This is a genomic window from Streptomyces sp. NPDC005435, from assembly GCF_040703155.1.
In the GTDB taxonomy this organism is placed as follows: domain Bacteria; phylum Actinomycetota; class Actinomycetes; order Streptomycetales; family Streptomycetaceae; genus Streptomyces.
This window is the reverse complement of sequence record NZ_JBEXEQ010000001.1, coordinates 315770-340632: the sequence shown is the minus strand read 5'-3', so window position 1 is coordinate 340632 and position 24863 is coordinate 315770. Positions and strand designations below refer to the sequence as shown.

Genomic DNA, 24863 nt, shown 5'->3' with positions numbered 1-24863 from the left:
CAACGGAGTCTGCCGGGCGGCGGCGTGTCACGCGGCCGCCCGCACCGCGAACAGGGTGGCCGCCTGGATGCGGTTGGACACCCCCAGCTTGCGGAGGATGGTGCTGATGTGGCTCTTCACCGTCGTGGGGCTCAGATGGAGCGCCTGGGCTATCTCCGTGTTCGTCAGCCCCCGCCCCACCAGCTCCAGCACCTCCCGTTCCCGTGGCGACAGGGGGAGCCGGGCCGGACTCTCCCGTCTCCCCGCGAGGTCCCGCAGCGTCGTCACGAGCTCGGCGGGCGGCGTGTCGCAGTACAGGAACCGCGAGACACCGCGCCCGAGGAGCCGTACGTCCGCGTTCCGCTGGACGTACGCGCAGACGGGAAGGGCGGGGAGAAGCGTGGGGACGGGGGGCTCGGACACGGGTGCCGGGCCGTGGGCGGGCCGGAGGTCGACGACGAGGACGTCGGCCTCGATGTGCGCGAGAAGCGGCGGGGCCGGCCGGACGCGCGGAACCACCGTCACGTCGAAGCCGCCCGCGCGCCGCAACTGTGTCTGCAATCGGGTACGCGGTAACAGGTCGTCCATCACGATCGCAACACGCGTCACTGTTCCCCCAGTTGTCGCTGTCTGCGGCTGTTAAGCGGTCAAGCGAAGACTAGGGCCTGGGCGTGCGGCGGGGCCCGGGGGTGATCACTTCTCGCCACACGGTCGGCACGCGGGTGTGCGTACGCCGGTGCCGGGCATGCCCTTTCGGTCAGGGGCTGTGTGACGGGGGTCAGTTGGAGGATGCCGGCGGCGCGTCGAGGCGCCAGACTCGTCGATGGCTCCGCGCCGCACGGCGAAGCGGCCTCGTCCCGCTGGTACCGGAACGAGACCGCCGACTGTGGCTGCGGGGCCTCCCACTGTAGACACGTGACGGGGCCACGGGCCCCGTGGAGGCGTTCATGGACAAGAGATTACGCATTGTTGCCTCGACCGCTGCGGTAGCCGTCGTGATGGGCCTCGGTACGCCCCTCGCCTCGGCCGCCACCTCGCGCGTGGCCCCGGTCGCCGCGGTGGCGGAGGTCCCGGCCCCGGTCGTCCTGGACGACGGGGACGGCAACAGCGTCGAGTACTACCCGGACGTCGAGCTCGGCAGCGAGGCCGAGGCCCGGGCCGAGGGCGAGCGGGTCGCGCTGGGCAAGCTCAGCGCCCTCAAGACGCTGCTGAAGAAGAGCCCCGCCCTGTTCAAGTCCGCGGTCAAGTCGGCCAAGAAGGGCAGCGCGGCCTTCTCGAAGTGGGTCAACGGGCTGTCCAACTTCAACCCGGTCAAGTGGGCCATCAAGGGGTCCCCGGACTACGTCATCACCGAGCTGGTCAACTGGCTGGCCCACCAGATCATCTCCTGACGCCGGCCGCCGCGGGGCCGGCCCCGCGGAGAGCCGGGAGGAGAGTGGACGACAAGGAGTGCGCACGATGTCCCAGCCAGAACCGCCGGTCACGTCCGGCACGGCCGAGCCGCCGAAGAAGCCGCGGGACCAGGTGATCGCGGACAACCTGTGGGGCTCCCCCGCGGTCTTCGTCTGCCTCGCCTTCCTCTCCTTCTACGTCTTCCGGTCCGCCTCCGGTGACCGGATCGGCTGGACCCTCTATTTCTGCGGCTGGCTCCCGGCGGTCGCGATGGGGGCGTGGAGTGCCGTGAAGCGGCGCTCTCCGGGCGTGGGAGGCGTGTTCGCGCTGGTTCTGCTGACCGCGTCCGGTGGCGTGTTCTGGCTGAACCACGGCTGAACCACGGCTGAGCGTCGTCACGGCCGCGCGAAGGCGCCCACGCCTTCGCGCGGTCCTCCTCACCCGTGCGGCAGCGTACGGCGGGCCCGGTGCCGGGCGTCGTGATCCGCTGGGGGAGTGCACCTGCTGCCCGACCCCGTCCGCCGCTTCGCGGCCTGGTGTGCCGTGCTGCTGCTCGTCGCCGGGGTCGGCTGGGTGGGGATCCGGCTGTGCGGTGAGCTGCGGACGGCGGTCGTACCCGTCCTGCTCGCCCTGCTGGGCACCGCGCTGCTCGGGCCCCTGTACCGCTGGATGATCCGGGCCAAGCTGAATGCCGGCCTCGCAGCGGCTCTCACCTGTGTGGCGGTCGTCGCCGTGGTCGGGGGCGCCGTCTACATCGTCGTCGCCGCCCTCGTGGACACCGGCGACCAGATCCTCGCCTCGCTGCGGGACGCCGCCAAGGCGGTCGCCCGGCACTTCGGGGCCGCCGGGACCGGACTGGACGACCTCGCCGCCAACTCCCGCAAGCTCCTGGAGAAGTTCGGCGGGACGGCGGTGTCCAACGTCATCAGCGGGGTCAGCATCGTCGGCGAGTCCATCGCCATCGCCGTCCTCGCGCTGCTCCTCGTCTTCTTCTTCCTGCGCGACTCCGACCGCGCCCTCAAAGCCCTGCGCTCCCTCGCCCCCGGCGACACCGCCGACCTGCTGGAGGCCATGGCCCGCCGGGCCTTCGAGGCGGTCGAGGGGTTCATGCGCGGCACGACGCTCATCGCGCTCATCGACGCCGTCTGCATCACCATCGGCCTGCTGATCCTGCGCGTGCCCGGCGCGGTGGGGCTCGGCGCGCTCGTCTTCGTCAGCGCGTACATCCCCTACCTCGGCGCCTTCCTCTCCGGCGCCGTCGCCGTCCTGGTCGCGCTCGCGGACCGGGGCTTCGTCATCGCCCTGTGGGCACTCGGCGTCGTCCTCGCCGTGCAGGTCCTGGAGGGGCACGTCCTCCAGCCGGCCATCCAGAGCCGTACCGTCCAGATGCACCCGGCCGTGGTGATGCTGACGATCACCGCCGGAGCCTCGGTCGCCGGCATCCTCGGCATGCTCCTGGCCGTACCCCTCACGGCGGCGTTCTTCGGCGTCGTGGGCGAGCTGCGGACCCGGTACGGCGACCCGTCCTAGGGCGTGTCCGTCAGGCCCCACTCCACGGCCACCTCGTCCCCGCCCTCCCCGTCCGCCCCGTCCGCCCCGCCCTCCCCGTCCTTCTCGTACAGCTCGAACCAGATGCTCTTGCCCTTGCCCTGCGGCTCGACCCCCCAGGCGTCGGCCAGCAGCTCGATCAGCATCAGGCCGCGGCCCGAGGAGGCCAGCTCGCCCGGGCGGCGCTTGTGCGGCAGATCGTCGCCGGTGTCGGTGACCTGCACCCGCAGCCGCCGCGCCCCGCTCGGCCCGAAGACCTCGGCGAGCAGCAGCGCGTCGGCGTCGGTGTGCACCAGGACGTTGGTGACCAGCTCGGAGAGCAGCAGGACCGCCGAGTCCACCTGGTCCGGCGAGGCCCAGTCGTGCAGCAGCTCGCGCAGATACTGCCGGGCCTCCGCGATCCGCTCGGGCTCGTCCTGCGCGACCGAGAGCAGCGTGCTGCGCACCCGGGTGCGGGCCGCCTCCTCGCGCTCCGGCTCCCCGCCCCGGTACAGCAGCAGGACCGCGATGTCGTCCTCGCGGCGGTCGGTCAGCGGGCCCGTCGTGTGGTGGGAGGACGGCCCGTGCACGCCCTGCACCAGTGCGTCCGCCAGCTCCTCGAGACCGCGCTCGCGGTCGGTGTCCGGGACGCCGTGCTCCTCCAGGATGGCCCGCACGCGCCGCCAGCCGCTCTCCATGTCGTGGCCGCCGGTCTCGATCAGCCCGTCGGTGCACAGCATCATCGTCTCGCCCGGCTCCAGGCTGAACCGGGTCGTCGGATAGTCGGCGTCCGGATCGACGCCCAGCGGCGGCCCGCCCGCCGTCGGCCGGGTCATCACCGTGCCGTCCGCCATCCGGATCACCGGGTCCGGATGCCCGGCGCGGGCGACCTCCAGCCGGCCCGTCGCCGGGTCGGCCTCCGCGTACAGACAGGTCGCGAAGCGCAGCTGGGCCAGGTCCTCGTCGTGCGTGATGCCGTGCAGGAAGCGGGAGGCGCGCGAGAGCACGGCGTCCGGGCGGTGCCCCTCGGCGGCGTACGCGCGCAGGGCGATGCGCAGCTGGCCCATCAGCCCCGCCGCCCGTACGTCGTGCCCCTGCACGTCCCCGATGACCAGCGCGAACCGGCCGGCGCCGGTGCCGCTCCCGGTGGCGCCGCCGGGCAGCGGGATCATGTCGTACCAGTCGCCGCCGACCTGGAGGCCGCCGCCGGTCGGTATGTAGCGGGCGGCCACGTTCATGCCGGGTATCCCGGCGATCAGCGAGGGCAGCATGGAGCGCTGCAGGCCCTCGGTCAGCTCCCGCTGGGTCTCGGCGGCGCTCGCCCGGGACAGCGCCTGCGCGAGCATGCGGGCCACCGTCGTCAGCACGGCCCGCTCGTCCGGGGTGAACGCCACCGGATGGCTGAACGCCGCCATCCAGGCGCCCATCGTGTGGCCGCCCGCCGTCAGCGGCAGGAACGCCCACGAGCGGCGCCCGAAGCGCTCGGCCAGCGGCCAGGCGGCCGGGTAGCGGTCGCGGTAGTCGCCGGGCGAGGAGAGATAGACGGCGCGGCCGGTGCGGACGACCTCGGCGGCGGGATAGTTCGTGCTCAGCGGCATATGGGTGAAGGGGCCGTCGTCGCCGGGCGCGTAGCCGTGGTGGCCGATGATCGTCAGCCGCTCGCCCTCCACCCCGAACACCGCGAGGCCGTCCGGTGAGAACCCCGGCATCGACAGGCCGGCCGCGACCCGCAGCACCTCCTCCGTGGAGCGCGCCTCCGCCAGCGCCCGCCCCGCGTCCAGCAGGAACGCCTCGCGCGAGCGCCGCCAGTCCCCGGTGACCGCGCTGCGCGCCGAGGACGTGCCCGGCGCGGGCTCGGTGACCTCCTGGAGCGTGCCGATCAGCTCGTACGCGCGCCGCTCGCGGTCGTACGACGGCTTGGAGCGGCTGCGTACGACCCGCAGGACGTGCCCCTGCCCGTCGATGATCCGGATGCGCACCTCGGCCAGCGTGCCCTCGGCCACCGCGAGGGGCACCACCCCGGTGATCTCGTTCCAGTCGGCGGGGTGCAGCCGGGCGCGGGCCTGGGCCTCGGTGAGGGTGGTGGGGCGCGCGGGGAGCCCGAGCAGCCGTGCCGCCTCCGCGTCCACGGTGACCAGTTCCGTCGCCGTGTCCCAGTGCCACAGCCCGGTCGCGAGGGCGGCGAGGATGTCCCCCGTGGACGGAAGCGGCTCGCCTGTGCGCATTGCCCCACTTTAAGAAGAGGTGACCCTGGGCTGCCACCGTGGATCGGCGAACGGTAATGGTGGGGAGCCGATCTTGGCCTGCCCGGTACCCTTGACGGGTCCGGGCCCCGTGCCCGTACACAGCCGAGAGAGAGCAATCTCGGTACCCCGAAGAGCGAAGGACGATGAACGACGATGCATCGGTACAGGTCCCACACCTGCGGCCAGCTCCGCGCCTCTGACGTCGGCACCGACGTCCGGCTCAGTGGCTGGCTGCACAATCGTCGCGACCTGGGCGGCATCCTCTTCATCGATCTGCGTGACCACTACGGCATCACGCAGCTGGTCGCCCGCCCCGGTACCCCCGCGTACGAGGCCCTGGACTCCATCTCCAAGGAGTCCACGGTCCGCATCGACGGCCGCGTTGTTTCACGTGGAACCGAGAACGTGAACCCCGAGCTGCCCACCGGCGAGATCGAGGTCGAGGTCGCGGAGGTCGAGCTGCTGGGCGCTGCCGCCCCGCTGCCCTTCACGATCAACGCCGAGGACGGCGTGAACGAGGAGCGGCGCCTGGAGTACCGCTTCCTGGACCTGCGCCGGGAGCGGATGCACCGCAACATCATGCTGCGTACGGCGGTCATCTCCGCCATGCGCCAGAAGATGTCCGCGATGGGCTTCAACGAGATGGCGACGCCGATCCTGTCCGCCACCTCCCCCGAGGGCGCCCGCGACTACGTCGTGCCCTCGCGCGTCCACGCGGGCCGCTTCTACGCCCTGCCGCAGGCGCCGCAGCAGTTCAAGCAGCTGCTGATGATCTCCGGCTTCGACCGGTACTTCCAGATCGCGCCCTGCTTCCGCGACGAGGACGCGCGCGCCGACCGCTCGCCGGGCGAGTTCTACCAGCTCGACGTCGAGATGAGCTTCGTCGAGCAGGAGGACATCTTCCAGCCGATCGAGAAGCTCATGACCGAGCTGTTCGAGGAGTTCGGCGGCGGGCGTCACGTCACCTCGCCGTTCCCGCGCATCCCGTTCCGCGAGGCGATGCTCAAGTACGGCTCCGACAAGCCGGACCTGCGCGCCAAGCTGGAGCTCGTCGACATCACCGACGTCTTCGAGGGCTCGGCGTTCAAGGCGTTCGCGGGCAAGCACGTGCGCGCCCTCGCGGTGCCGGACGTCGCGGGCCAGAGCCGCAAGTTCTTCGACGGGCTCGGCGAGTTCGCCGTCTCGCAGGGCGCGCAGGGCCTGGCCTGGGTCCGCGTCGGCGAGGACGGTTCGCTGACCGGTCCCATCGCGAAGTTCCTCACCGAGGAGAACGTCGCCGAGCTGACCAAGCGTCTGTCGCTGGCCCCCGGCCACGCGGTGTTCTTCGGCGCGGGCGAGTTCGACGAGGTCTCCAAGATCATGGGCGCGGTGCGGGTCGAGGCGGCCAAGCGCGCGGGCCAGTTCGAGGACGGCGTCTTCCGCTTCTGCTGGATCGTCGACTTCCCGATGTACGAGAAGGACGAGGAGACGGGGAAGATCGACTTCTCCCACAACCCGTTCTCGATGCCGCAGGGCGGTCTGGAGGCCCTGGAGAACCAGGACCCGCTGTCCATCCTGGGCTGGCAGTACGACATCGTCTGCAACGGCGTCGAGCTGTCCTCCGGCGCGATCCGGAACCACGAGCCGGAGATCATGCTCAAGGCCTTCGAGATCGCGGGCTACGACCGTGACACCGTCGAGGACAAGTTCGCCGGCATGCTTCGCGCGTTCCGCTTCGGCGCCCCGCCGCACGGCGGCATCGCCCCCGGCGTCGACCGCATCGTCATGCTCCTCGCGGACGAGCCCAACATCCGCGAGACGATCGCCTTCCCGCTCAACGGCAACGCCCAGGACCTCATGATGGGCGCGCCGACCGAGCTGGACGAGTCCCGGCTGCGCGAGCTGCACCTGAACATCAGGAAGCCGCAGCCGAAGTAGTCGGCGGTGCGTGCGGGACGGCCCGGCTCCTCAGGGAGCCGGGCCGTTTCCGTTTGCTACTCGCTCTCCTGATCCGGATCGGCGCCGTCCTCCAGGAGCCGTTCACCGATGTCGTCGGACCAGTGCTGGGCCCAGGCCCGCAGGCCGGACACGTCCTGCCGGCCGAGCCCGTACCGTGTGAAGTCACCGTCCGGATAGAAGTCGGTCCCCGTCAGCCGCGCCTGCAGCGTGGGCAGGTCGAACGCGTCGTACGCGTGCCGCCGCCCCAGCTCCTCCAGCTCCGGCAACGAGAACCGCTCGGCGGCGGCCCGGGCGTCCACGAGATCGACGGCGGCGCCCCGGTCGTACAGCGCCCGGATCTTGGTCCCGACGGCGTCCTCCAGCGACAGCGCGGGCCCGTACTCCGTCAGCTCGGGCGGCTCCCACAGCGCCTCCTTGTGCAGCGCCAGCTCCACGTCGTCCCCGCTCGGCGGATCGGTGACGGTGAGCTGCGCGGTGAACGAACCGACATCCCGCACCCGCGCACCGCGCCCCCGCACCTCCAGCGCCCCCGCGAGCCCCCGGGCGATCTCTTCCATCCCCGTCCCGCTCTCCGTCGCGAAGTCCAGATTCCCGTGCCCCCGCCGCACGACCCCGTACGCCTGCAGGGCATACCCTCCGGCCAGCACGAGCCCGTACGGGGCCCCCGCGGTGACGACATCGGCGAGGAGACGACGGTGCGGCTCGGGAAGATTCACAGCCTGACCAAGGGGACGGTTCCTGCGCTGCTCGGACAGCCTGAACCTTCCCAGACCGAGCCCGCCCTCACCCTCCGGGGCTCGGCTCGGGTCCGGGATTTCATCCCCTGGGCGCGTCCTCGGGGGCCGTGGTGATCAGCTCTTCCGCACGGGTGACCGTGGGAGCGAGGTCGAGCCACTCTCCGGGCCGGGGAACGAAGACACCCAGGAAGTCGTCCAGCTCGAACGCCGGGTACCACTCGGCGAGCGCCTTGAAGTCGGACGGCAGCCGCGTACCGACGGCTACCTCGGCCGCCTCCCAGCCGAAAACGGCCGGCTCCTCCCGCCGGAGGGCCACCAGCCCGGGGACAACGCCTTCCAGTGTGGCGATCGCCTGGGCCGGGTCAGGGATTCTGTGCGTCGGCTTCTGGGTGCCTATGAGTTCTTCCACGGACGCAGGCTGCCGGACAGCGGCGCGGGGAGGGTGGAGGGGAAACGGGCACGGGTCCGCAGGGGTCGTGTGACCTCTGCGGACCCGTGTGCGCCCGAGTGGTGTTACGCCTCCGTGCCGCCGAAGCGCTCCTTGTACGTCTCCAGGTCCTCGTCCGTCAGCTTGGCGAAGAGGACCGGGGGGACGGTGAAGGGGGTGCCCGCCGGGACCGTGGTGAGGGACTTGGCCTCTTCCTGGGTGATCCAGGTCGCCGTGTCGTCCGGGAGGGCGAAGGCCGCGCGCATTGCCGCCGAGGTCGCCGGGATGAAGGGTTCCGAGACCACCGCGTAGAGGTGGATCAGGTTCATCGCGGTGCGCAGGGTGAGGGCCGCGCCGTCCTTGTCGGTCTTGATCTCCAGCCAGGGGGCCTTCTCCTCCAGGTAGGAGTTGCCGGCCGACCACAGGGCGCGCAGGGCGGCGGCCGCCTTGCGGAACTGGAGCGCCTCCATCTGGGTCTCGTACTCCGCGAGCAGCCCGGCGATCTCCTCGCCCAGGCGCGCCTCCGCCTCGCCGGGCTCGCCGCCCGCCGGGACCTCGTCGCCGAAGCGCTTGCGGGAGAAGGACAGCACGCGGTTGACGAAGTTGCCCAGCGTGTCCGCCAGGTCCTTGTTCACCGTCGCGGTGAAGTGCTCCCACGTGAAGGACGAGTCGTCCGACTCGGGGGCGTTGGCGATCAGGAAGTAGCGCCAGTAGTCCGCGGGCAGGATGTCCAGGGCCTGGTCGGTGAAGACGCCCCGCTTCTGCGAGGTGGAGAACTTGCCGCCGTAGTACGTCAGCCAGTTGAACGCCTTGACGTAGTCGACCTTCTTCCACGGCTCGCGCACGCCCAGCTCGGTCGCCGGGAACATCACCGTGTGGAACGGGACGTTGTCCTTCGCCATGAACTGCGTGTAGCGGACGGTGTCGTCGGCCTCGTACCACCACGACTTCCAGTCCCGGTTCTCCGGGTCCTGGTCCGCCCACTCCTTCGTCGCGCCGATGTACTCGATCGGGGCGTCGAACCAGACGTAGAAGACCTTGCCCTCGGCCGCCAGCTCCGGCCACGTGTCCGCCGGGACCGGCACGCCCCAGTCCAGGTCACGGGTGATCGCGCGGTCGTGCAGGCCCTCGGTCAGCCACTTGCGGGCGATGGAGGACGCCAGCTGCGGCCAGTCCTGCTCGTGCCGGGCCACCCACTCCTCGACCTCGTGCTGGAGCTTGGACTGAAGGAGGAACAGGTGCTTGGTCTCGCGGACCTCCAGCTCCGTGGAGCCGGAGATCGCCGAGCGCGGGTTGATCAGGTCCGTCGGGTCCAGCACGCGGGTGCAGTTCTCGCACTGGTCGCCGCGGGCCTTGTCGTAGCCGCAGTGCGGGCAGGTGCCCTCCACGTAGCGGTCCGGCAGGAAGCGGCCGTCGGCCGGCGAGTACACCTGGCGGATCGCCCGCTCCTCGATGAACCCGTTCTCGTTCAGCTTCCGCGCGAAGTGCTGGGTGATGTCCCGGTTCTCGGCGGAGGAGCTGCGGCCGAAGTAGTCGAAGGCCAGCGCGAAGCCGTCGTAGACCGCCTTCTGCGCGTCGTGCGCCTGCGCGCAGAACGCGTCCACCGGCAGGCCCAGCTCCTTCGCGGCCAGCTCGGCCGGCGTGCCGTGCTCGTCGGTCGCGCAGATGTACAGGACCTCGTGGTCGCGCTGGCGGAGGTACCGGGAGTACACGTCCGCCGGGAGCATGGACCCCACCATGTTGCCCAGGTGCTTGATCCCGTTGATGTACGGAAGGGCGCTGGTGATGAGGTGTCGAGCCATCGGGGGCTGCTCCCAGGTCGCTACGGGTACGAACCTTGAAATCGTAGCCGACGTGTGTATGCCGCCCGCCTCCCGTTTTACGGGGTGGACGCGGGCGGCATACGGGGGTCTCCGGGCTGTGGGGGTCCCCTACGGGGTTCCCTACGGGTTTCCTACGGGTTTCCTACGGGCGCCAGCCTGCGAGTACGCCCTCGTACAGCTCGGCGTCCGTCAGCTCGCGGGGGGTGGGGCCCGCGTGGAAGAAGGACGTGTTCGGGGTCTTCAGCTTGCGGAGGTAGTCGAAGGCCTTGTTGTCGTGCTCACCGAAGGCGACGAAGGAGAAGAAGACGTTCGGGTGGGTCTTCGCGGCGTTCGTCAGGGCCTGGGTGGCGGGGGTCTTCGCGTCCGGGGCGCCGTCCGTCTGGAAGATCACCAGGGCCTTGTCGGCGGGGGTGTGGTGCTGGTCGTAGTGGGCGAGTACGGCTTCCACGGCGGCGTGGTAGCTGGTACGGCCCATGCGGCCGAGGGTGGCGTGCATGTCGTCGACGGTGTCGGTGGTGTCGGGGGTGAGGTCCGTGGTGCCGTCCACTTCCGTGGAGAAGAAGACGACGTGGACGGTGGGGCCTGTCTTGTCCAGCTCCGCTGCGAGGGCGAGGGTCTGGTCGGCCAGGGCCTGGGCCGAGCCGTCCTTGTAGTACGGGCGCATGCTCGCGGAGCGGTCCAGGACGAGGTACGTCTTCGCGGGGGTGTTGGCGAGGTCGGCTTTTGCGAGGGCGGTGGCGGCGGGGGTGTCGTCGGCGGAGGTGGGGTGCGGGGCCGGTTCCGCCTCGGCTTCGCCCTCGGCGGCGGTCTCGTTCCCACCCGCACCACCCGTGCGGCTTTCGTCGTCGGGTGCGGGTGGCCCCTGGGGGGCGTTCTCGCCGTCGGCGGCCTCGGGTGCGGAGGGGGTGGCTTCCGGGGCGGGGGTGGCCGCGGGTTCGGTGTTGGCCTCGGGTGCCGGGGTGGCCTCGGCGGGGGTAGGGGCTTCGGGGGTCGTGGTGGCCTCGGCCGGGGTGGGGTGCGGCTCTTCGGCGGGCTCGGGCTGCGTGTCCTGGGCGGGCTCGGGCTCAGCGGCGGGGGCGGGCTGCGTCTCCGGGGTGGGCTCCGACTGCGCCTCGGGAGCTTGCTCCGGCTCAGCGGTGGGGGCTTCGGATGCCGTGGTGGCCTCGGCGGGGGCGGCCTGCGGCTCCGGGGCCGGTTCCGGCTGCGCCTCGGGAGCTTGCTCGGGCTGCGCGTCCTGGGCGGGCTCAGTGGTGGGGGCTTCGGGGGCAGCGGTCGCTTCGGCGGGGGCGGGCTGCGGCTTCGGGGTGGGCTCGGGCTGCGCCTCGGGAGCTTGCTCCGGCTGCGTGTCCTGGGCGGGCTTCGGCTCAGCGGTGGTGGCTTCGGGGGTAGTTGTCGCCTCGGCAGGGGCCGGCTCCGACTGCGCCTCCGGGGTGGGCCTCGGCTGCGTCTCCGGCTCGGGGGCCCGGGTGGTTTCCGCCGCCGGCGTCACCGGGTTCGTGGGCTCGGGCGTCGGTTCGGCCGGCTGGGCTTCCGTGTCGGCCGGCGGCTCGGCGGTCTCGGACACCGCCGTGATGTCGAGTTCGCTCGCCTCGATCTCCGTGCGCTGCGCGGGAACCTGGGCCGTGGCCTCGGAGATCTCGGGCTCGGCCTGCTGCTCGGTGGTCTCCGGTGTCGCCGCCTCGGTCTCCGTCTGCGGCTCAGCGACCTCGGCGGCCTCCGGCTCCGTCCGCTGCTCGGGCACCTCGGGCTCGGCCGGAGCGGCCGCCTCCGCGACCTCGGCGGCAGCCTCGGTGGTCTCCGGCTCGCTCTCCTCGGCCGGAGCCGTTCCCTCGGTCTCGGCCCGCTGCTCAGCGACCTCGGCCTCGCTCGACTCCGCCGCGACCACCGCCGCCTCGTCCCGCTCAGGCGCCGGCGTCGTCTCCGTGGCCTCGGGGGCGTTCGGCTCCGCCGCAGCCACCGACGCCTCGGCGGCCTCGATCTCGCTCGGCTCGGCCGTAATCGCCGCTTCGGCGGTCTCCGTCTCGTCCTGCTCAGGCGCGGCCGTCGTATCCGTGGCCTCGGGGGCGTTCGACTCCGCCGCAGCGATCGACGTCTCGGCGGCCTCGGTCTCGCTCGGCTCGGCCGTAATCGCCGCTTCGGCGGTCTCCGTCTCGTCCTGCTCAGGCGCGGCCGTCGTATCCGTGGCCTCGGGGGCGCTCGGCTCCGCCGCAGCCACCGACGCCTCGGCGGCCTCCGGCTTGCCCAGCTCGGCCGTAGCCGACGCCTCGGCAGCCTCCGCCCCGCCCGGCTCAGCTGCGGCCGTCGTCTCCGTGGCCTCGCGGTCGTTCGACTCCTCCGCAACCACCGACGCCTCGGCGGCCTCCGGCTCAGCCGTCACCGTCGTATCAGCGGCAGCCGTCGTCTCAGCGGTCTCAACCTCGTCCCGCTCAGCGGAAACCGTCGCCTTGGCGGTCTCAACCTCACCCGGCCCGGCCGTAGCCGACGTCTCCGTGGCCTCAACCTCGCCCGGCTCAGCCGCAGCCGCAACCGGCGCCCCCGTCGACTCCCGTTCAGCCGCCGGAGGCACCTGCCTCGGGACTGTTACGTCGTCGAACGCCGCCGAGACCAGCTCGTGTTCGCGGGGTTCCGGGACGGTGGGCGCATTCTCCGGGTCGGTGGGGCGCTCCTTGCGGCGGCCGAACGCGTTCCTCAGGAGAGTGAGAATGCCCATATGCGCAACCCTTCGCGTGAGTTGATGCCGATCGCTGGCCAGGACGGACACGTAAGGTTAGCGGCCCCGAGGCATGGGTTCCGGCCGCACCCGGGGTGTCGTCAGTGGGGTGTCGCGATCGCGCGGGCGGCGGCGACCTCTTGGCGCAGCGGCTCCAGGACGCTGTCGGAGGGGCCGGTGAGGTCGGTGCGGACGGCGGTGAGGGTGTCGGTCCGCCGTACGGATTCGGCCAGTTCACGGAGTTGGCGGGCCACGTGCTGGACCTCGGCGGGGGCGGGCGGAGCCGCGCCGTGGCGGACGCGGACCCGGGCCGCCGTCGTCGCGTCGACGATGCGTTCCACCGCCACCACCAGCGGCCACCAGGCCGCCGCACGGCGTCCCGTGGGCGGCGGTTCGGTCAGGGCGCGCTGGAACTCGGTCCGGATGGTGGACATGTCGCGGTACAGCCGGCGCCGCATCCGGGTGCGGGCGGCGGGCGCCGTACCCGCGCCGAACGCCGCCTCGACGTACGCCGCCGTGTCGGCCACCGCGTCCGCCAGCCGGTCGCCCACCCGGCTGTGCCAGCTCTCCGGCCACAGCAGATACCCGGCGACGAGCGCGATTCCGCAGCCCATCAGGGAGTCCAGGAGCCGGGGCAGGAGCAGATGGACGCCCTGGTGGTTGAGGATGTCGGAGAGGAGCAGGATCACGGGGGTGATGGCGGCGGTTTGGTAGCCGTAGCCGCGCGGGGTGAGGGCCGGGACCAGCGGGGCCAGCACCATCATCACCGGGACGTCCCACCAGCCGAGCGGCACCTCGGCCAGCACCGCCGCCGCGAGCACCAGCCCCACCACCGTGCCGAGCGCCCGCAGCAGCGCGCGGGAGAACACCGAGCCGAAGTCGGGCTTGAGGACGAAGGTGATGGTCAGGGCGACCCAGTACGAGCGCGGTACGGGCACCAGGGACACCAGCGCCTGCGCGATGCCGATGCACAGGGCCAGACGCAGGCCGTAGCGCCAGGAGTTGGCGGACAGGACGACGTTGCGCGTGGCCCGCGCGGTGCGGGCGCGCAGCGGTACGGCGTGGTCGTCCACCCCGAGCGGGTCCACGTGCGGGGCGGCGACCACCTCGGCGGTGTGCCGCAGCGCGTGGTCGACGGCGCGGGCGGTCTCCGTGGTCGGCGGCGGCAGGGCGGGCAGTGTCAGCGCGCCGGTGCGGCCCGCCGCCACGTCGCCGGCCAGGCGGCGCAGCGTCTCCGGGATCTCCGGCGGCAGCCGTTTGCCGGTGAGGTCGACGGCGGGCGCCGCCTCGATGACCGGGGTGACGGCGTTCAACTGGGCGATGAGCCGGGTGAGTTCCGGGCTGCGTGCGTGGTGCAGGGCGCGGTGGCCGACGAGGACGTCGTACGCCTGGTTCAGCGCGCGGGTGACGTCGAAGCGGGCGGCGACGTACCGCTCGGGGGGTCCGCCGCAGGCGGCCAGCAGGTCGGCGACCTTGCGGTAGGCGAGGGCGACGGCGCCGCGTTCGGGCACTCCGGCGCGCAGCGGCCAGGCGAGCAGGGCGAGCGCCAGGACCAGCAGTCCGCCGCCGGTCATCAGCACCGGCGCCAGCCACCAGGGGCGGGGCAGCGGCAGGCCCGCGCCGACGACGCAGTTGAGCAGGAGCAGCAGCCCCGACACGGAGGCCACCGTGCCGATGGTCGAGATCATTCCGGAGACCAGCGCGACACCGGTGACGACGCCGACCGCCACCCAGCCCTGCCCGAAGGCGAGCGTGCCGAGGATGACGCCGACGGCGCCGGTGAGCTGGGGTACGGCGATGGTGATGACGCGCATCCGGTAGGCGTCGGCGGTGTCGCCGATGACGCCGTTGAGCGCGCCCATGGAGGCGAGCGCGCCGTACGCGGGGTAGCCGAGCGCGAACCCGATAGCCAGGGGCAGCGCCAGCGCGACGGAGGCCCGGGCGACGGCGGCCCAGTTGACCGGTGCGGGCTGTGCGCGGAGGTTCCGTACCAGCCAGTCGGGAGGGGTGAGGCCGATCGGGAACTCTCGGGACATGCGCCCATTATGGTCGCTTCGCCCGATGAGGCCCCGGTCCTCCGGCTACGCGTCCGCTTCCGCTGCCTGCGCGCCCACTTCCGCCAGGAACGCGCCGAGCACCCGGTTGAACTCCTCCGGCCGCTCCAGGTTCGGCAGATGGGCCGCGCCGGGGACGACGTGCAGCCGGGCGTCCGCCAGGGTGGCGTGCGTCGCCTCCGCGTCCGCGACCGGTGTGTACGTGTCGTCGGCGCCGGTGATCACCAGGGTGGGCGTGGTGAGGCCGGCGAGCAGGGGCCGGTAGTCGGGGCGGGCGGCGCGGCCGCGCAGGGAGGCGGCGGCGCCCTCGGGGTCGGTGCCGGTCATCATGCGGCGCACGTGCGCCTTGACCTCCGGCTCGGCGTACGGCGCGACCATCCGCTCCAGCACCTCGTCGGCGTACCCGGGCATCCCCTCCGCGAGCAGCCGGGCGGCCATGGCGTGCCGGGCCCGTACGCCGTCCGGGGTCTCCGGCTCGGGGAAGGTGTCCGCGAGGACGAGCCCCTGCACGCGGGCACCGAACCGCCCCGCGCACTCCATCGCGATCTGGCCGCCCATCGAGAGCCCGGCGAGCACGAAGGTGCTCACGCCGAGATGGTCGAGCAGGCTCTCGATGTCACGGGCGTGGCGGGAGAGGGTGACCGTGCCGGGGGTCACCGGGGAGGCGCCGTAGCCGCGCAGGTCGGGGGCGATCACCCGGCGCCCGGCGGAGAACTCCGCGAGCTGCGGGGCCCACATCGTGCGGTCGAAGGGGTGGCCGTGGACGAGGAGCAGGGGGAGGCGGCCGTTTTCCGGGCCTTTGTCGTCGTATGCGAGGAAGGGGGGCATGGGGCCGACCCTAGGAGTCGCGTCCGGCTCGGTGCAATGAAATCTTTGCCCTCGGTGCAATGTGAACGCCTGGCCGGAGAGGGTGAGTTGTGGACGGTACGAGGGGAAGCGCGGACGACTACCGGCGCATCGCCGACCGGATCGCCGCCGACATCGCGCGCGGCCGCCTGCGGACCGGCCAACGGCTGCCCCCGCAACGGGCGTTCGCCCGGCGGCACGGCATCGCCGCGTCCACGGCGGAGCGGGTGTACGGCGAACTCGCCCGCCGGGGACTGGTGGTGGGCGAGGTCGGCCGGGGCACCTTCGTCCGCGCCACGGCGCCGGACGCACAGCCGGGGCACGCGCTGACGGAGACGTCGTGCGCTCCCGCGACGGTGAACCTGGAGCTGAACTACCCCTTCGTGGAAGGCCAGTCGGAGCTGCTGGCCCCCGTCCTCACCGAACTCCTGCGCCCCGAGGCCCTGTCCGAGGCGCTGCGGCTGCCCGCGCCCGCCGCGGGGACGGAAGCGGCGCGGGAGGTCTTCGCCGCACTGTCGGGCTCCCCGGACCCCGACGGAATCGTCTTCACCGGCAACGCCCGCCAGGCCCTCGCCGCGACCCTCGCCTCCCTGGTCCGCCCCGGCGGCCGGATCGGCGTCGAGCCGCTGACATATCCGCTGGTGAGAGAGGTGGCCGCGCGCCTGGGTGCCACGCTCGTCCCCCTGGCCACGGACGAACGCGGCCCCCTCCCCGCACCCCTCGCGGCCGCCCACCGCTCGGCTCCCCTGTCGGCGCTCTACCTCCAGCCGACGCTGCACAACCCGACGTCGCGAACGCTGGACGCGGAGCGGAGGTCTGAACTGGCGGAGACGCTAAGGGACTTGGAGATACCGGTAGTGGAGGACCGCGTGTGGTCCTTCCTCCACGAGGACGACGAGCCACCGTTCTCGGCCCTCCTCCCCGCCCTCGGCCACGTCGTCGACAGCCTGTCCAAGCGGGTCGCCCCGGGCCTCACCGTGGGGTTCTCCGCCGTACCGCCCGCGCGGGCCGCGGAGTTGGCACGGGCGGTACGGTCCGGCGGCTGGAGCGCGAGTTCGCTCGCCCTGGAGGCGGCGGTCCGATGGATCACCGACGGCACGGTGGACCGCCTTACGGCAGCCAAACGCGCCGACGCCCGCCACCGCCAACTCCTCACCACCAAAGCCCTGTCCGGCTTCCCCCTCCTCACCGCCCCGACCTCGTACTTCACCTGGTGGCCCCTCCCCACCCCCTGGCGCGCGGACACCTTCACGGCAGCGGCCCGCGCCCGGGGCGTCGCGATCACCCCGGGCACCGCCTTCGCCGCGTCCCCGACGCTCACCCCGGACGCGGTACGGCTCGGTCTGGGCTCGGTGCCGGAGGGGGAACTCGCCCGGGCACTGGGGGTGTTGGCGGAGCTCGCGGATGCGGGGCCCGCTACGGCACTTCCAGCTCGGGAAGCCCCAGGAAACGGGTGATCGCCTCCACTGTCCGTTCCTCGTGGTCGTGCCGGTCGGCCTCCGAGAGGGGGCCGGTCAGGCCGGCTTCGGTGAGGGCTGGGAGGAGGAAGTCCGGGGCGTGGCCCACTCCGTCGGCGGGGGACTCGAAGCTGAGGGCGGTGTGGAGGCGGGTGTCGCGGTAGTACTCGAAGGTCGGGCCGTGGGCCTTCACGCCGCACGGTTCGGTGATGAAGACCGCGAGTTCGGCGCCGGGCGGGCAGAGGGCGGTGTAGTGGGCGCCGTCGTGGTCGTCGGTGTCGGCGCAGTCCCAGGCGGGCATGTCGTGCGTCAGGACGCACCAGTCGTCGCCCTTGGCGTACGCGCGGGGCCGGTGGTGCTGGTCCAGCAGGCCGCGGGTGAGCGTGTCCAGGGAGATGCCGCGGAAGAAGACGACGTTGGTCTCCTCCTCGCCCACCGGGCGGCCGTGTATCCAGCCGAGGGGTCCGTTCATCCAGTGCCTCATGGGGCGCACGCTGGACCCGGGCACGGACAAGCCCCGGGGACCGGTCGGCCCCGCACCACCCCTACGCGTCCGGCGCGGCCGGCCACGGCCGCCCGTCCGGGCGCGCGTCCCACGGGCGTCCGGCGCATACGAAGTCGCCGTACTCGGCGTCGGCCAGGCTCGCGTTGACCCAGCGGTCCCGTTCGGCCCCGGTGTGCTGTTCGGCGAGGGCCAGGGCGGCCGAGGGGTCCTCGGTCGTGCCCAGGAGGCGGCCGAACTCGTTGGCCTCGTCGTCGGGGTCGAGCGGGGGAAACTCGACCAGTTCCATGAAGCCCTCGTGCCCGGCGTCCTCGACGGTGTGGAGGACGACGTCGTAGGACGCCTTCTTCGGACGCACCTCGACATGGCGCACGCCGGGCCGCTCCACCGGGCCGCACGGCCCGAGGAACTGCTCGACCCCCCGGCCCCGTCGCAGGGCCCCGAGAAGGAACGACTCCGTCAAGTACCGCATGCGGCCACGCTACAGCGCGTGTACGGGGCCTGTTCAGACTTGCGCGCGGCCGTCCTCCTGGACCTGGTCCGGGGAGCTGGGTGGCCGGTTCTTGCGCTTCTCCTCGGGCTTGCGGGGTTCCTCCGGGCGCGCCCGGCGGCGGGTCAGCCAGGTGGTCAGGGCCACCGTCACGCCGAGGGTCAGCAGGAGCCAGGAGACCGTGCGGAGGGTGGCGGTGAGGGTGTCGTAGACGGCGGCGGCGACCGGGTGGGGGACGTCGGGCGGGAGGTCGGCCAGGGTGAGGGCGCGGCCGACGGTGAGGGCGAGGGCGAGGACGGCGCCGCCGAGGGCGGTGCCGAGGGAGGTCGCGACGATGGCGCGGCGGCGGTGGACGGCGAGGGCGATCCCGGCCGTGGCGAGCACGGCCGCCGCCACCGGCAGCCAGAAACCGGCGACTTCCAGCATGTGGTACCCCTTGCGGAACCTGGTCAGGTCGCCCGCCGGGAGCACGGGGACGACGGTGTGCTGGACCGGGATGCGGGCGGCGAGCGGGACGTGGTCGAGGGTGAGCTGCTGCTTGACCCGGGCGGTGACGGGGGCGAGATCGACGGTGACGGCGGCGCCGGGCGCCCCCACGGCCGGGTCCTCGTCGCGCAGCGCGCGCAGCACCGCGTCGTGGGTGATCCGGTTGCCGGTGTCCCAGGCCAGCCGGAAGGCGCGGGTGCGGGTGAAGGAGCGGACCGCGTCGCGGACGAAGGGCCGTACCGAGCCGCGTACCGGGCTCATGTCCATGCGCTCGTCCGCCTCGCGCAGGATGCCGTCCCCGACCGCGTCCGCGATGGCCTCGCGCACGTACGGGTCGGCGGCGAGCGGGGCCATGGTGGTGACGTAGCGGCCCGTGTCGGTGAGCGTGTACGCCGCCCAGGCCCCCGTCGCGCCGAACGGCACGAGGAGGCAGGCCAGCGCGATCAGCGCGGCCGACACGACGCTCCGGAAACGAGGGGACACCCTTCCAGGCAAGGGGTGGCGGGGGCGGGGCGCGAGCGGGGGCGGCCCGTACGGGGGAATCCGTACGGGCCGCCCTCGCCCGGGGTTCAGCGGCGCGGGGTCAGTGGACGCGGTGTCCGGCGGCGTCCTCGCGGGTGTAGAAGCGGTAGAAGAACACGATGAACGTCACCACCGCGACCGCGATCGAGTTCCCCACCGAGCGGTAGATCGAGTCGCCGGTCTGGGCGTAGAGGAAGCCGAACGAGCAGCCGATGAACACCGTCCAGGCGGCCGCGTGCAGCTCGCGGGGCAGCCGGGGTGCCACGCTCAGCAGCGCGATGAGCACCACCGCGAAGACGAGCGCCGTGAGGAACCCGAAGAGCAGGTTCCAGCCGGTGATGGGGCCGCCGGAGCGGCGGTTGGCGGCCGCCCAGTAGCCGTAGATCAGCGCGAGCAGGACGGGTACGACGACTCTGAGCATCCGGTGGGCGCGGGCGTCGAACACGTCGGGCGTCGGACCGGTGCGGAACCGGCCGCCCTTGCCGGAGGTACGGGTGCCGCCGGTCCGCGCGCCGGATGCGGGTGCCGCGTGAGCCATGAGAGCGCTCCTCTCGTCTGACATCGCGCCTGACATCGCGTGACGTCACCTGGTGTCGCCCCATCCTCCAGATCACACCGGGGGCGGCGGCCCGGCAAGTCGGGCGGCCCGGTGCCCGGATGCGCGTGGCGTGCGTGCGTGTTTCGCTGAAGGGCACGGGCTGAAGTACACGGGCTCAGGTACACGGGCCGACGGCCACGGAGTGCCCGGCCGCCCTGACGCAGACGGGTTCGTGACGGAGAGGGCCTCGTGGACCGGATCGACCGCCGGAAGCGGCAGCGGGAGTGGCTCCGGCCCGGCGGGTGCGACGTGTCGTGGCTGGTGCCGTTGCTGCTGCTCATGGCCATCGCGGCGGTGGATCTGCTGACCGGGGAACGGTTCCGGGTGGTCTCCTGGATCGTCCTGGTGCCCAGCATCGCCGCCGCGCTGTGCGGGGTGGGGACGACCGTGGTGTTCGCCCTGCTGTCGCTGGTCACGTACGTCGCCGTCGACACGGTGTACCCGGACCAGTACCGGGCCGGGAACGCCGACTTCGTGCTGGTCGCGCTCGGCGGCGCGCTGGCCGTCGTCGCCGCCGAGGCGCGGGCCCGCCGGGAGCGGCGCGAGGGGCACATGCGGGACATCGCGGAGACGACGCGCCGTACGGTGCTGCGGCCGCTGCCGCCGGGGTGGGCCGGGCTCGAGCACGCGGGGGTGTACCTCGCCGCCGACACCGACGCGCGGGTGGGCGGCGACTTCTACGACATTCAGCCGGGTCCGCACGGCACCCGCGTCCTTGTCGGCGACGTGCAGGGCAAGGGGCTCGGCGCGGTGGAGACGGCGGCGGCGCTGCTCGGCACGTTCCGCGAGGCGGCGTACCACGAGCCCGACCTCGCGACCGTCGCCGACCGGCTGGAGACCCGTATGTACCGCCACCGCGGCCACACCGCCGCGCTCGGCCGCTACGACGGCGAGCGGTTCGCCACGGCCGTCCTCCTCGGCTTCCCGGACCCCGACGGCGACACGGTCGAAGTGATCAACTTCGGCCACGAGGCCCCCCTGGCCGTCGGCCCCCACGGAGTCCGCCCCCTCCCGGGCACGGAACGCCTCCCGATCGGATTCGGCAACTTGGACCTGGCGGGTGGGGCGGTGGGGGACCTGGCGGGTGGCTCGGCGGGTGACCTGGCCGGTGGCTCGGCCGATGGCATGGGAGCCGACCTGCCTGGTGGCCTGGCTGGCGCCCCGCCTCGCGTCCCGGGTTCCGATGCCGGCGGTGGTTCGGTGGGTGATCTGCCTGGCGGTGCGGCTGGGGGCGCGGTAGGTGGCCCGGCCGATGCCCCACCCTGCGCCCCGGGCCCCGATGTCGCCGGCGGCTCGGCCGGAGGTGCGGGAGGTGGTCCGGTAGGCGGTGCGGCGGGTGGTCCGGTTGGAGATCCGGGCGGCGGGTCGGCTGGGAGGCTGGGTGGGGAACGGGCTGGCGACCCCGGACCGTCGCCCTCCTCCCGCAGCCGCCTCCGCTACGACGAGACCCTTCTCGTCGTCACCGACGGTGTCACCGAGGCGCGTGACCGGCGTGGTGAGTTCTACGCCCTCGTGCGTGAGCTGGAGCGGGCCGTCGCCAGTGAGCCGGGGCGGGCCGCGCCGGATCAGTTGGTGCGGACCGTGCGGGACGGGGTGCTGCGGCATACCCGGGGGCGGCTCGGCGACGACACCACCGTGTTCGCGGTACGGCGGCTGCGGGAGGCGTCCCGGTAGTCCGGGCGGGGGACGCGCATCCGTGCCGTCGTGCCCTCCGGGCGTCCCGCGTCGGGGGCGGTCGCGGTTCCGCGTACGTCTCCCGCCGGGGTCGCGGAAGGGCGGCCCCGCCGCACCGGGGACGCTGCCCGCCCCTTAGGGGAGCACCCCGCGTCTCCCTCCGCCCCGTAGGGGAGCATCCCGCGTCCTCCTCCGTCCCGTAGGGGAAACACCCGTCTCTCTCCGTCCCGTAGGGGAGCATCCTGCGTTCTCCTCCGCCCCGTACGGGAATCCCCGCGTCCCTCTCCGTCCCGTAGGGGAACCCCCTGCGTCTCTCTCCGTCCCGTAGGGGAGCACTCCGCGTCCTCCTCCGTCCCGTAGGGGAACCCCCGCGTCCCGCTCCGCCCCGTAGGGGAACCCCCCGAGTCCTCCTCCGCCCCGCAGGGGAGCACCCCACGTCCCCCTCCACCCCGCAGGGGAACCCCCGCCTCCCCCTCCACCCCGTACGGGAACCCCCACCCCCGGAGGGACGACCTTAGGCGTCCCCGGCGTGCCCCTCTGCCCCACCGGTTACCGTGCTGGCTGGCAGGGTGTTCCGAACTGGGGAGGCGTGATGGCCGGTACCGTGCTGCTGATCGCGGCCGCGCCGCTGGGGCGGGGGCGGAGGGTGGACGCGGCCGGGGTGCTGCCGATACTGGCGGCCGTCGCGCCGAACGTGCTGTCCGGTACCGAGACCGCGAACGTGGTGGAGCTGGCCGACCCGCTGGACCCGCAGGCCGTACTGACGAGGCTGCGCGCCGCCGCGGCCGCGCCCGGACCACTGACCGTGTACGTCACCGGGCAGCTGCACCTCGACCGCCGCCAGCACCTGCCCCATCTCGCGCTGGCCCGCACCACGGCGCCCACCGTCCGCTACACCGCGCTGCCCTGGCACTGGATCGGGGAGGAGCTGCGGCTGCGCCCGGCCGGGGCCACCACGATCGTCGCCGATCTGCACGCGGACGCCGAGACCTGGGACCGGTTGCTCGGCCGGCCGCTGGACTCGGGGCGTACGACCGAGGTGTACGGCCGGATCGCGCCGGCGGGCGCCCGGAGAGGAATCGCGCAGCCCACGTACATGAAGGCCGTCGCCACCCTGCTGCGCAGCGGGCACCGGCCGCCGCTCGCGGAGCTGCACCGGGCGGCGCTCGACCGGATCGCGGACGAGCTGCCCACGAACCTGGTGCTCACCGCCCCGCCCCGCCCGGCGGGCGACCTGCCCGTCGGCCTGACCGCCGACGGGCCGACCGTGCCGTCCCGTCCCGAGGGGTCCGAGGGGGGTGCGTACTCCGGGCCGGCTGTGCGGGCAGGTGCCGCAAGGGGTGCGTGTCCCGTGCCGGCCGGACCCGGAGGGGACCCGCACGCCGAGCTGACCGCGGCCGTGCGGGCGGGCCGGCACGCGGAGGCGGACGCGCTGGCCGCCCGTCACCAGCAGGCCGCGGCCCACGCGCGCGGCCCGGCCTCCGAGGACGCGCTGCACTGGGCGGAGGTACGGGCCGACCTCGCGATGTTCGCGGGCGACCCGGCGCGCAGCTGCCGGGCCTGGCTGGACGTGGCCGGGGTGCGGCTCGCCGCCGGCCAGGCGCCGGACGCCCCCGCCGTCGAGTCCGCCGCCGACCGCGCCCACCACCAGTGGGGCCGGATCGACGACCCGGCACGGGCCCGTGAACTGGGGCCCGCGCTGGCCGAGTTGAGGGGGAGAGTGCCCGGGCGAAGGGACGGCGCCCTGGGTCACGTACAGCGGGAGATGCGCAAACTGGCGGAGCGTCAGCCAGACGACGTCACCAGGTGAAGCCCGGCTGGATCGCCATGCACGCGTCGGCCTTCTCGCCGTTCAGCACGGCGGCGCTCTCCGGGACCTTCTTCGGCTTGGTCTTGGGGAAGGTGTCCCCGGTGCGCCAGTCCTCGCCGACGACGAGCGTCACACCCTGGACCTCGGACGACTGCCGGGCCCGCTTCAGCGGGATCCGCAGGGCGTCGGCCACCGCCTGGGCGTCGCCCTCCTGGTCGGGGCCCGGGTAGAGGACCTCGGTGTCGGGCTCGGAGGCGGGGGTGGCGTCGGTCGCGGCGCCGGTGAACCCCTTGCCCTGGAGCAGCTGGGTGATGGCCGTGGCGCGCTGGGGCGCCGGGGCCTCCAGGGCGGTGCCGGTGCCGTTGCGGACCCGTACGGCGATGGCGGCGGCCGGGGCGGCGGGGTCGGTGGAGGTCGGGTCGGGCTGGGGCTTCTTGCCGGCGAGACCGGTCAGCGCGTCGTCGTCGCGGACCATGGAGATGAGCTGTTCGGCGTCGCCGGGGGCGGGCACGAGCCGGTTGTGGTCCTGCGCCCACTGCACGGTCGGCAGCGTGGTCATGGTGATGCCCTTGGTGGGCACCTTCTGGAGCTCCATCGACAGGTCGTACAGCTTCTTGACCGTGCCCAGCCCGTCGTCCACGGTGAGCGCGTCGGTCGCGGCCTCCGCGAGCTTGCGCATCTCGGCGGGGTTGCCGAGCCGGGCGTTGGCGCGCAGCTGGCGGACCATCGAGTTCATGTACATGTGCTGGGCGTGGGTGCGGCCGATGTCGGTGCCGTCCTCGAAGCCGTAGCGGGTGCGCAGCCACTGCAGGGCCTGCTTGCCCTTGACCGGGTGGGTGCCCTTCGCCAGCTTCAGGCCGGAGCCGTGGCCCTCGGCGGTGTGCGACCAGACGTTGTCCTTGACGCAGACCGGGACGCCGCCGATGGCGTCCGCCATGGCGACCACGCCGGAGAAGTCGACCATCATGAAGTGGTCGATGTGCAGGCCGGTGAGCTGCTGCCAGGTGGCGACGGTGCAGCCGGGGCCGCCCCGGCCGAGCGACTCGTTCGCCATGGAGAGGGAGAGCGCCGGGTACACCTTGTCGGTCTCAGGATCGGTGCACTTGGGGATCGGGATCATGGTGTCGCGGGGCAGGCTGATCACCGACATGTCGCTGCGGTCGGCCGACACGTGGAGCAGCATCTGCACGTCCGCCAGCGGCGGGCGGCCCACGTCGCCCTTGGAGCCGCCGAGCTTGAGGTCCTTGGCCGTGTTCCGGCTGTCGGAGCCGATCAGCAGGATGTTCAGCGGGGTCTGGCCCTCGGCGTTCGGGGTGGCCTTCGGCACGGGGGCGTCGCCGAGGTTGAGCCGGGCCTTCTTGATGTTGCCGTTGAGGTGCTCGTAGTAGACGTAGCCCGCGCCCGCGGTGCCGATGACCAGCAGTGCGAGGGTGGCCGCGGACCACTTCAGTATGCGGCGCCCGCGTTTGCGCCGGACCCCGCCGCTGGCATCCGTACTCGCCGGGTCCGCGGGTCCTGTCGCGAACTCCTCCGCACGCAGGCTGTTCGCCGTCATCCCGTGACCTCCCACCCCTGGCCCGGACCCCGGGGCCACCGAAAGAATCGCCCATCGCCGGTCAAGCGGTGCGCGCTGGGCGGCACCGGT

At 73.1% G+C, this 24863-nt stretch carries 20 protein-coding genes and 1 pseudogene; 8 read left to right on the top strand and 13 right to left on the bottom strand.

Annotated elements, in window-relative coordinates:
• Positions 1-27: 27 nt before the first annotated feature.
• Positions 28-540, bottom strand: coding sequence for a response regulator transcription factor (locus AB0898_RS01590; RefSeq protein WP_366800787.1), 513 nt, complete (start codon positions 538-540; stop codon positions 28-30).
• 386 nt (positions 541-926) lie between these two features.
• Here AB0898_RS01590 and AB0898_RS01585 point away from each other — a divergent pair, with 386 nt between their 5' ends.
• The 3 genes from AB0898_RS01585 to AB0898_RS01575 all read left to right on the top strand — a co-directional run bounded on the left by AB0898_RS01585 (position 927) and on the right by AB0898_RS01575 (position 2901).
• Entirely contained in the window at positions 927-1370 is a 444-nt protein-coding gene (locus AB0898_RS01585; protein WP_366800786.1) for a hypothetical protein, read from the top strand.
• A 67-nt stretch (positions 1371-1437) separates the two neighbouring features.
• Complete coding sequence (locus AB0898_RS01580; protein ID WP_366800785.1) at positions 1438-1749, top strand: hypothetical protein; 312 nt, start codon at positions 1438-1440, stop codon at positions 1747-1749.
• A gap of 117 nt (positions 1750-1866) precedes the next feature.
• Positions 1867-2901 (top strand): AI-2E family transporter, encoded by a 1035-nt coding sequence (locus AB0898_RS01575; protein ID WP_366800784.1) that lies wholly within the window; start codon positions 1867-1869, stop codon positions 2899-2901.
• Here the strand turns inward: AB0898_RS01575 and AB0898_RS01570 are convergent.
• Positions 2898-5123 carry a SpoIIE family protein phosphatase gene (locus AB0898_RS01570; RefSeq protein ID WP_366800783.1) on the bottom strand — a complete coding sequence of 742 codons (2226 nt, stop codon included), beginning with the start codon at positions 5121-5123 and terminating at the stop codon, positions 2898-2900. The two genes, AB0898_RS01575 and AB0898_RS01570, sit on opposite strands and share 4 nt — an antisense overlap.
• Positions 5124-5297: 174 nt before the next feature.
• Between AB0898_RS01570 and aspS the strand changes: the two genes are divergently transcribed.
• Positions 5298-7061, top strand: coding sequence for an aspartate--tRNA ligase (aspS, locus tag AB0898_RS01565; RefSeq protein ID WP_366800782.1), 1764 nt, complete (start codon positions 5298-5300; stop codon positions 7059-7061).
• A 56-nt stretch (positions 7062-7117) separates the two neighbouring features.
• Here the strand turns inward: aspS and AB0898_RS01560 are convergent, their stop codons facing one another.
• The 6 genes from AB0898_RS01560 to AB0898_RS01535 form a co-directional block, all read right to left on the bottom strand.
• Positions 7118-7798: a nucleotidyl transferase AbiEii/AbiGii toxin family protein gene (locus tag AB0898_RS01560; RefSeq protein ID WP_366800781.1), complete on the bottom strand. Its 681-nt coding sequence runs from the start codon at positions 7796-7798 to the stop codon at positions 7118-7120.
• 100 nt (positions 7799-7898) lie between these two features.
• Positions 7899-8228: a hypothetical protein gene (locus tag AB0898_RS01555; protein ID WP_366800780.1), complete on the bottom strand. Its 330-nt coding sequence runs from the start codon at positions 8226-8228 to the stop codon at positions 7899-7901.
• 104 nt (positions 8229-8332) lie between these two features.
• Entirely contained in the window at positions 8333-10048 is a 1716-nt protein-coding gene (gene metG / locus AB0898_RS01550) for a methionine--tRNA ligase (protein WP_366800779.1), read from the bottom strand.
• 163 nt (positions 10049-10211) lie between these two features.
• Positions 10212-12446, bottom strand: a complete 2235-nt coding sequence (locus tag AB0898_RS01545) for a VWA domain-containing protein (RefSeq protein ID WP_366800778.1) — start codon at positions 12444-12446, stop codon at positions 10212-10214.
• 434 nt (positions 12447-12880) lie between these two features.
• A complete protein-coding gene (locus AB0898_RS01540) occupies positions 12881-14815 on the bottom strand; it encodes an FUSC family protein (RefSeq protein WP_366800777.1) in 1935 nt (644 codons plus the stop codon).
• Between the two features lie 45 nt (positions 14816-14860).
• Positions 14861-15661 carry an alpha/beta fold hydrolase gene (locus AB0898_RS01535; RefSeq protein WP_366800776.1) on the bottom strand — a complete coding sequence of 267 codons (801 nt, stop codon included), beginning with the start codon at positions 15659-15661 and terminating at the stop codon, positions 14861-14863.
• An 89-nt stretch (positions 15662-15750) separates the two neighbouring features.
• Between AB0898_RS01535 and AB0898_RS01530 the strand changes: the two genes are divergently transcribed.
• A complete protein-coding gene (locus AB0898_RS01530) occupies positions 15751-17136 on the top strand; it encodes a PLP-dependent aminotransferase family protein (protein ID WP_366800775.1) in 1386 nt (461 codons plus the stop codon).
• Here AB0898_RS01530 and AB0898_RS01525 read toward each other — a convergent pair.
• The 4 genes from AB0898_RS01525 to AB0898_RS01510 all read right to left on the bottom strand — a co-directional run bounded on the left by AB0898_RS01525 (position 17096) and on the right by AB0898_RS01510 (position 19674).
• A complete protein-coding gene (locus AB0898_RS01525) occupies positions 17096-17620 on the bottom strand; it encodes a hypothetical protein (RefSeq protein ID WP_366800774.1) in 525 nt (174 codons plus the stop codon). The genes AB0898_RS01530 and AB0898_RS01525 overlap by 41 nt on opposite strands.
• Before the next feature lie 61 nt (positions 17621-17681).
• Positions 17682-18110 (bottom strand): hypothetical protein, encoded by a 429-nt coding sequence (locus AB0898_RS01520; RefSeq protein ID WP_366800773.1) that lies wholly within the window; start codon positions 18108-18110, stop codon positions 17682-17684.
• Between the two features lie 33 nt (positions 18111-18143).
• Entirely contained in the window at positions 18144-19097 is a 954-nt protein-coding gene (locus AB0898_RS01515; RefSeq protein WP_366800772.1) for a hypothetical protein, read from the bottom strand.
• 100 nt (positions 19098-19197) lie between these two features.
• Positions 19198-19674 carry a hypothetical protein gene (locus AB0898_RS01510; protein ID WP_366800771.1) on the bottom strand — a complete coding sequence of 159 codons (477 nt, stop codon included), beginning with the start codon at positions 19672-19674 and terminating at the stop codon, positions 19198-19200.
• A 249-nt stretch (positions 19675-19923) separates the two neighbouring features.
• Between AB0898_RS01510 and AB0898_RS31840 the strand changes: the two are divergent.
• From AB0898_RS31840 to AB0898_RS01500, 3 genes and pseudogenes are all read left to right on the top strand, one after another.
• Positions 19924-20796, top strand: a pseudogene (locus tag AB0898_RS31840) (PP2C family protein-serine/threonine phosphatase); the annotation flags it as partial.
• A gap of 63 nt (positions 20797-20859) precedes the next feature.
• Positions 20860-21408 (top strand): SpoIIE family protein phosphatase, encoded by a 549-nt coding sequence (locus AB0898_RS31835; RefSeq protein ID WP_407078281.1) that lies wholly within the window; start codon positions 20860-20862, stop codon positions 21406-21408.
• Between the two features lie 592 nt (positions 21409-22000).
• Positions 22001-23218 (top strand): hypothetical protein, encoded by a 1218-nt coding sequence (locus AB0898_RS01500; RefSeq protein ID WP_366800769.1) that lies wholly within the window; start codon positions 22001-22003, stop codon positions 23216-23218.
• Here the strand turns inward: AB0898_RS01500 and AB0898_RS01495 are convergent.
• Positions 23208-24773 carry an LCP family protein gene (locus tag AB0898_RS01495; RefSeq protein ID WP_366800768.1) on the bottom strand — a complete coding sequence of 522 codons (1566 nt, stop codon included), beginning with the start codon at positions 24771-24773 and terminating at the stop codon, positions 23208-23210. The two genes, AB0898_RS01500 and AB0898_RS01495, sit on opposite strands and share 11 nt — an antisense overlap.
• Positions 24774-24863: the final 90 nt, after the last annotated feature.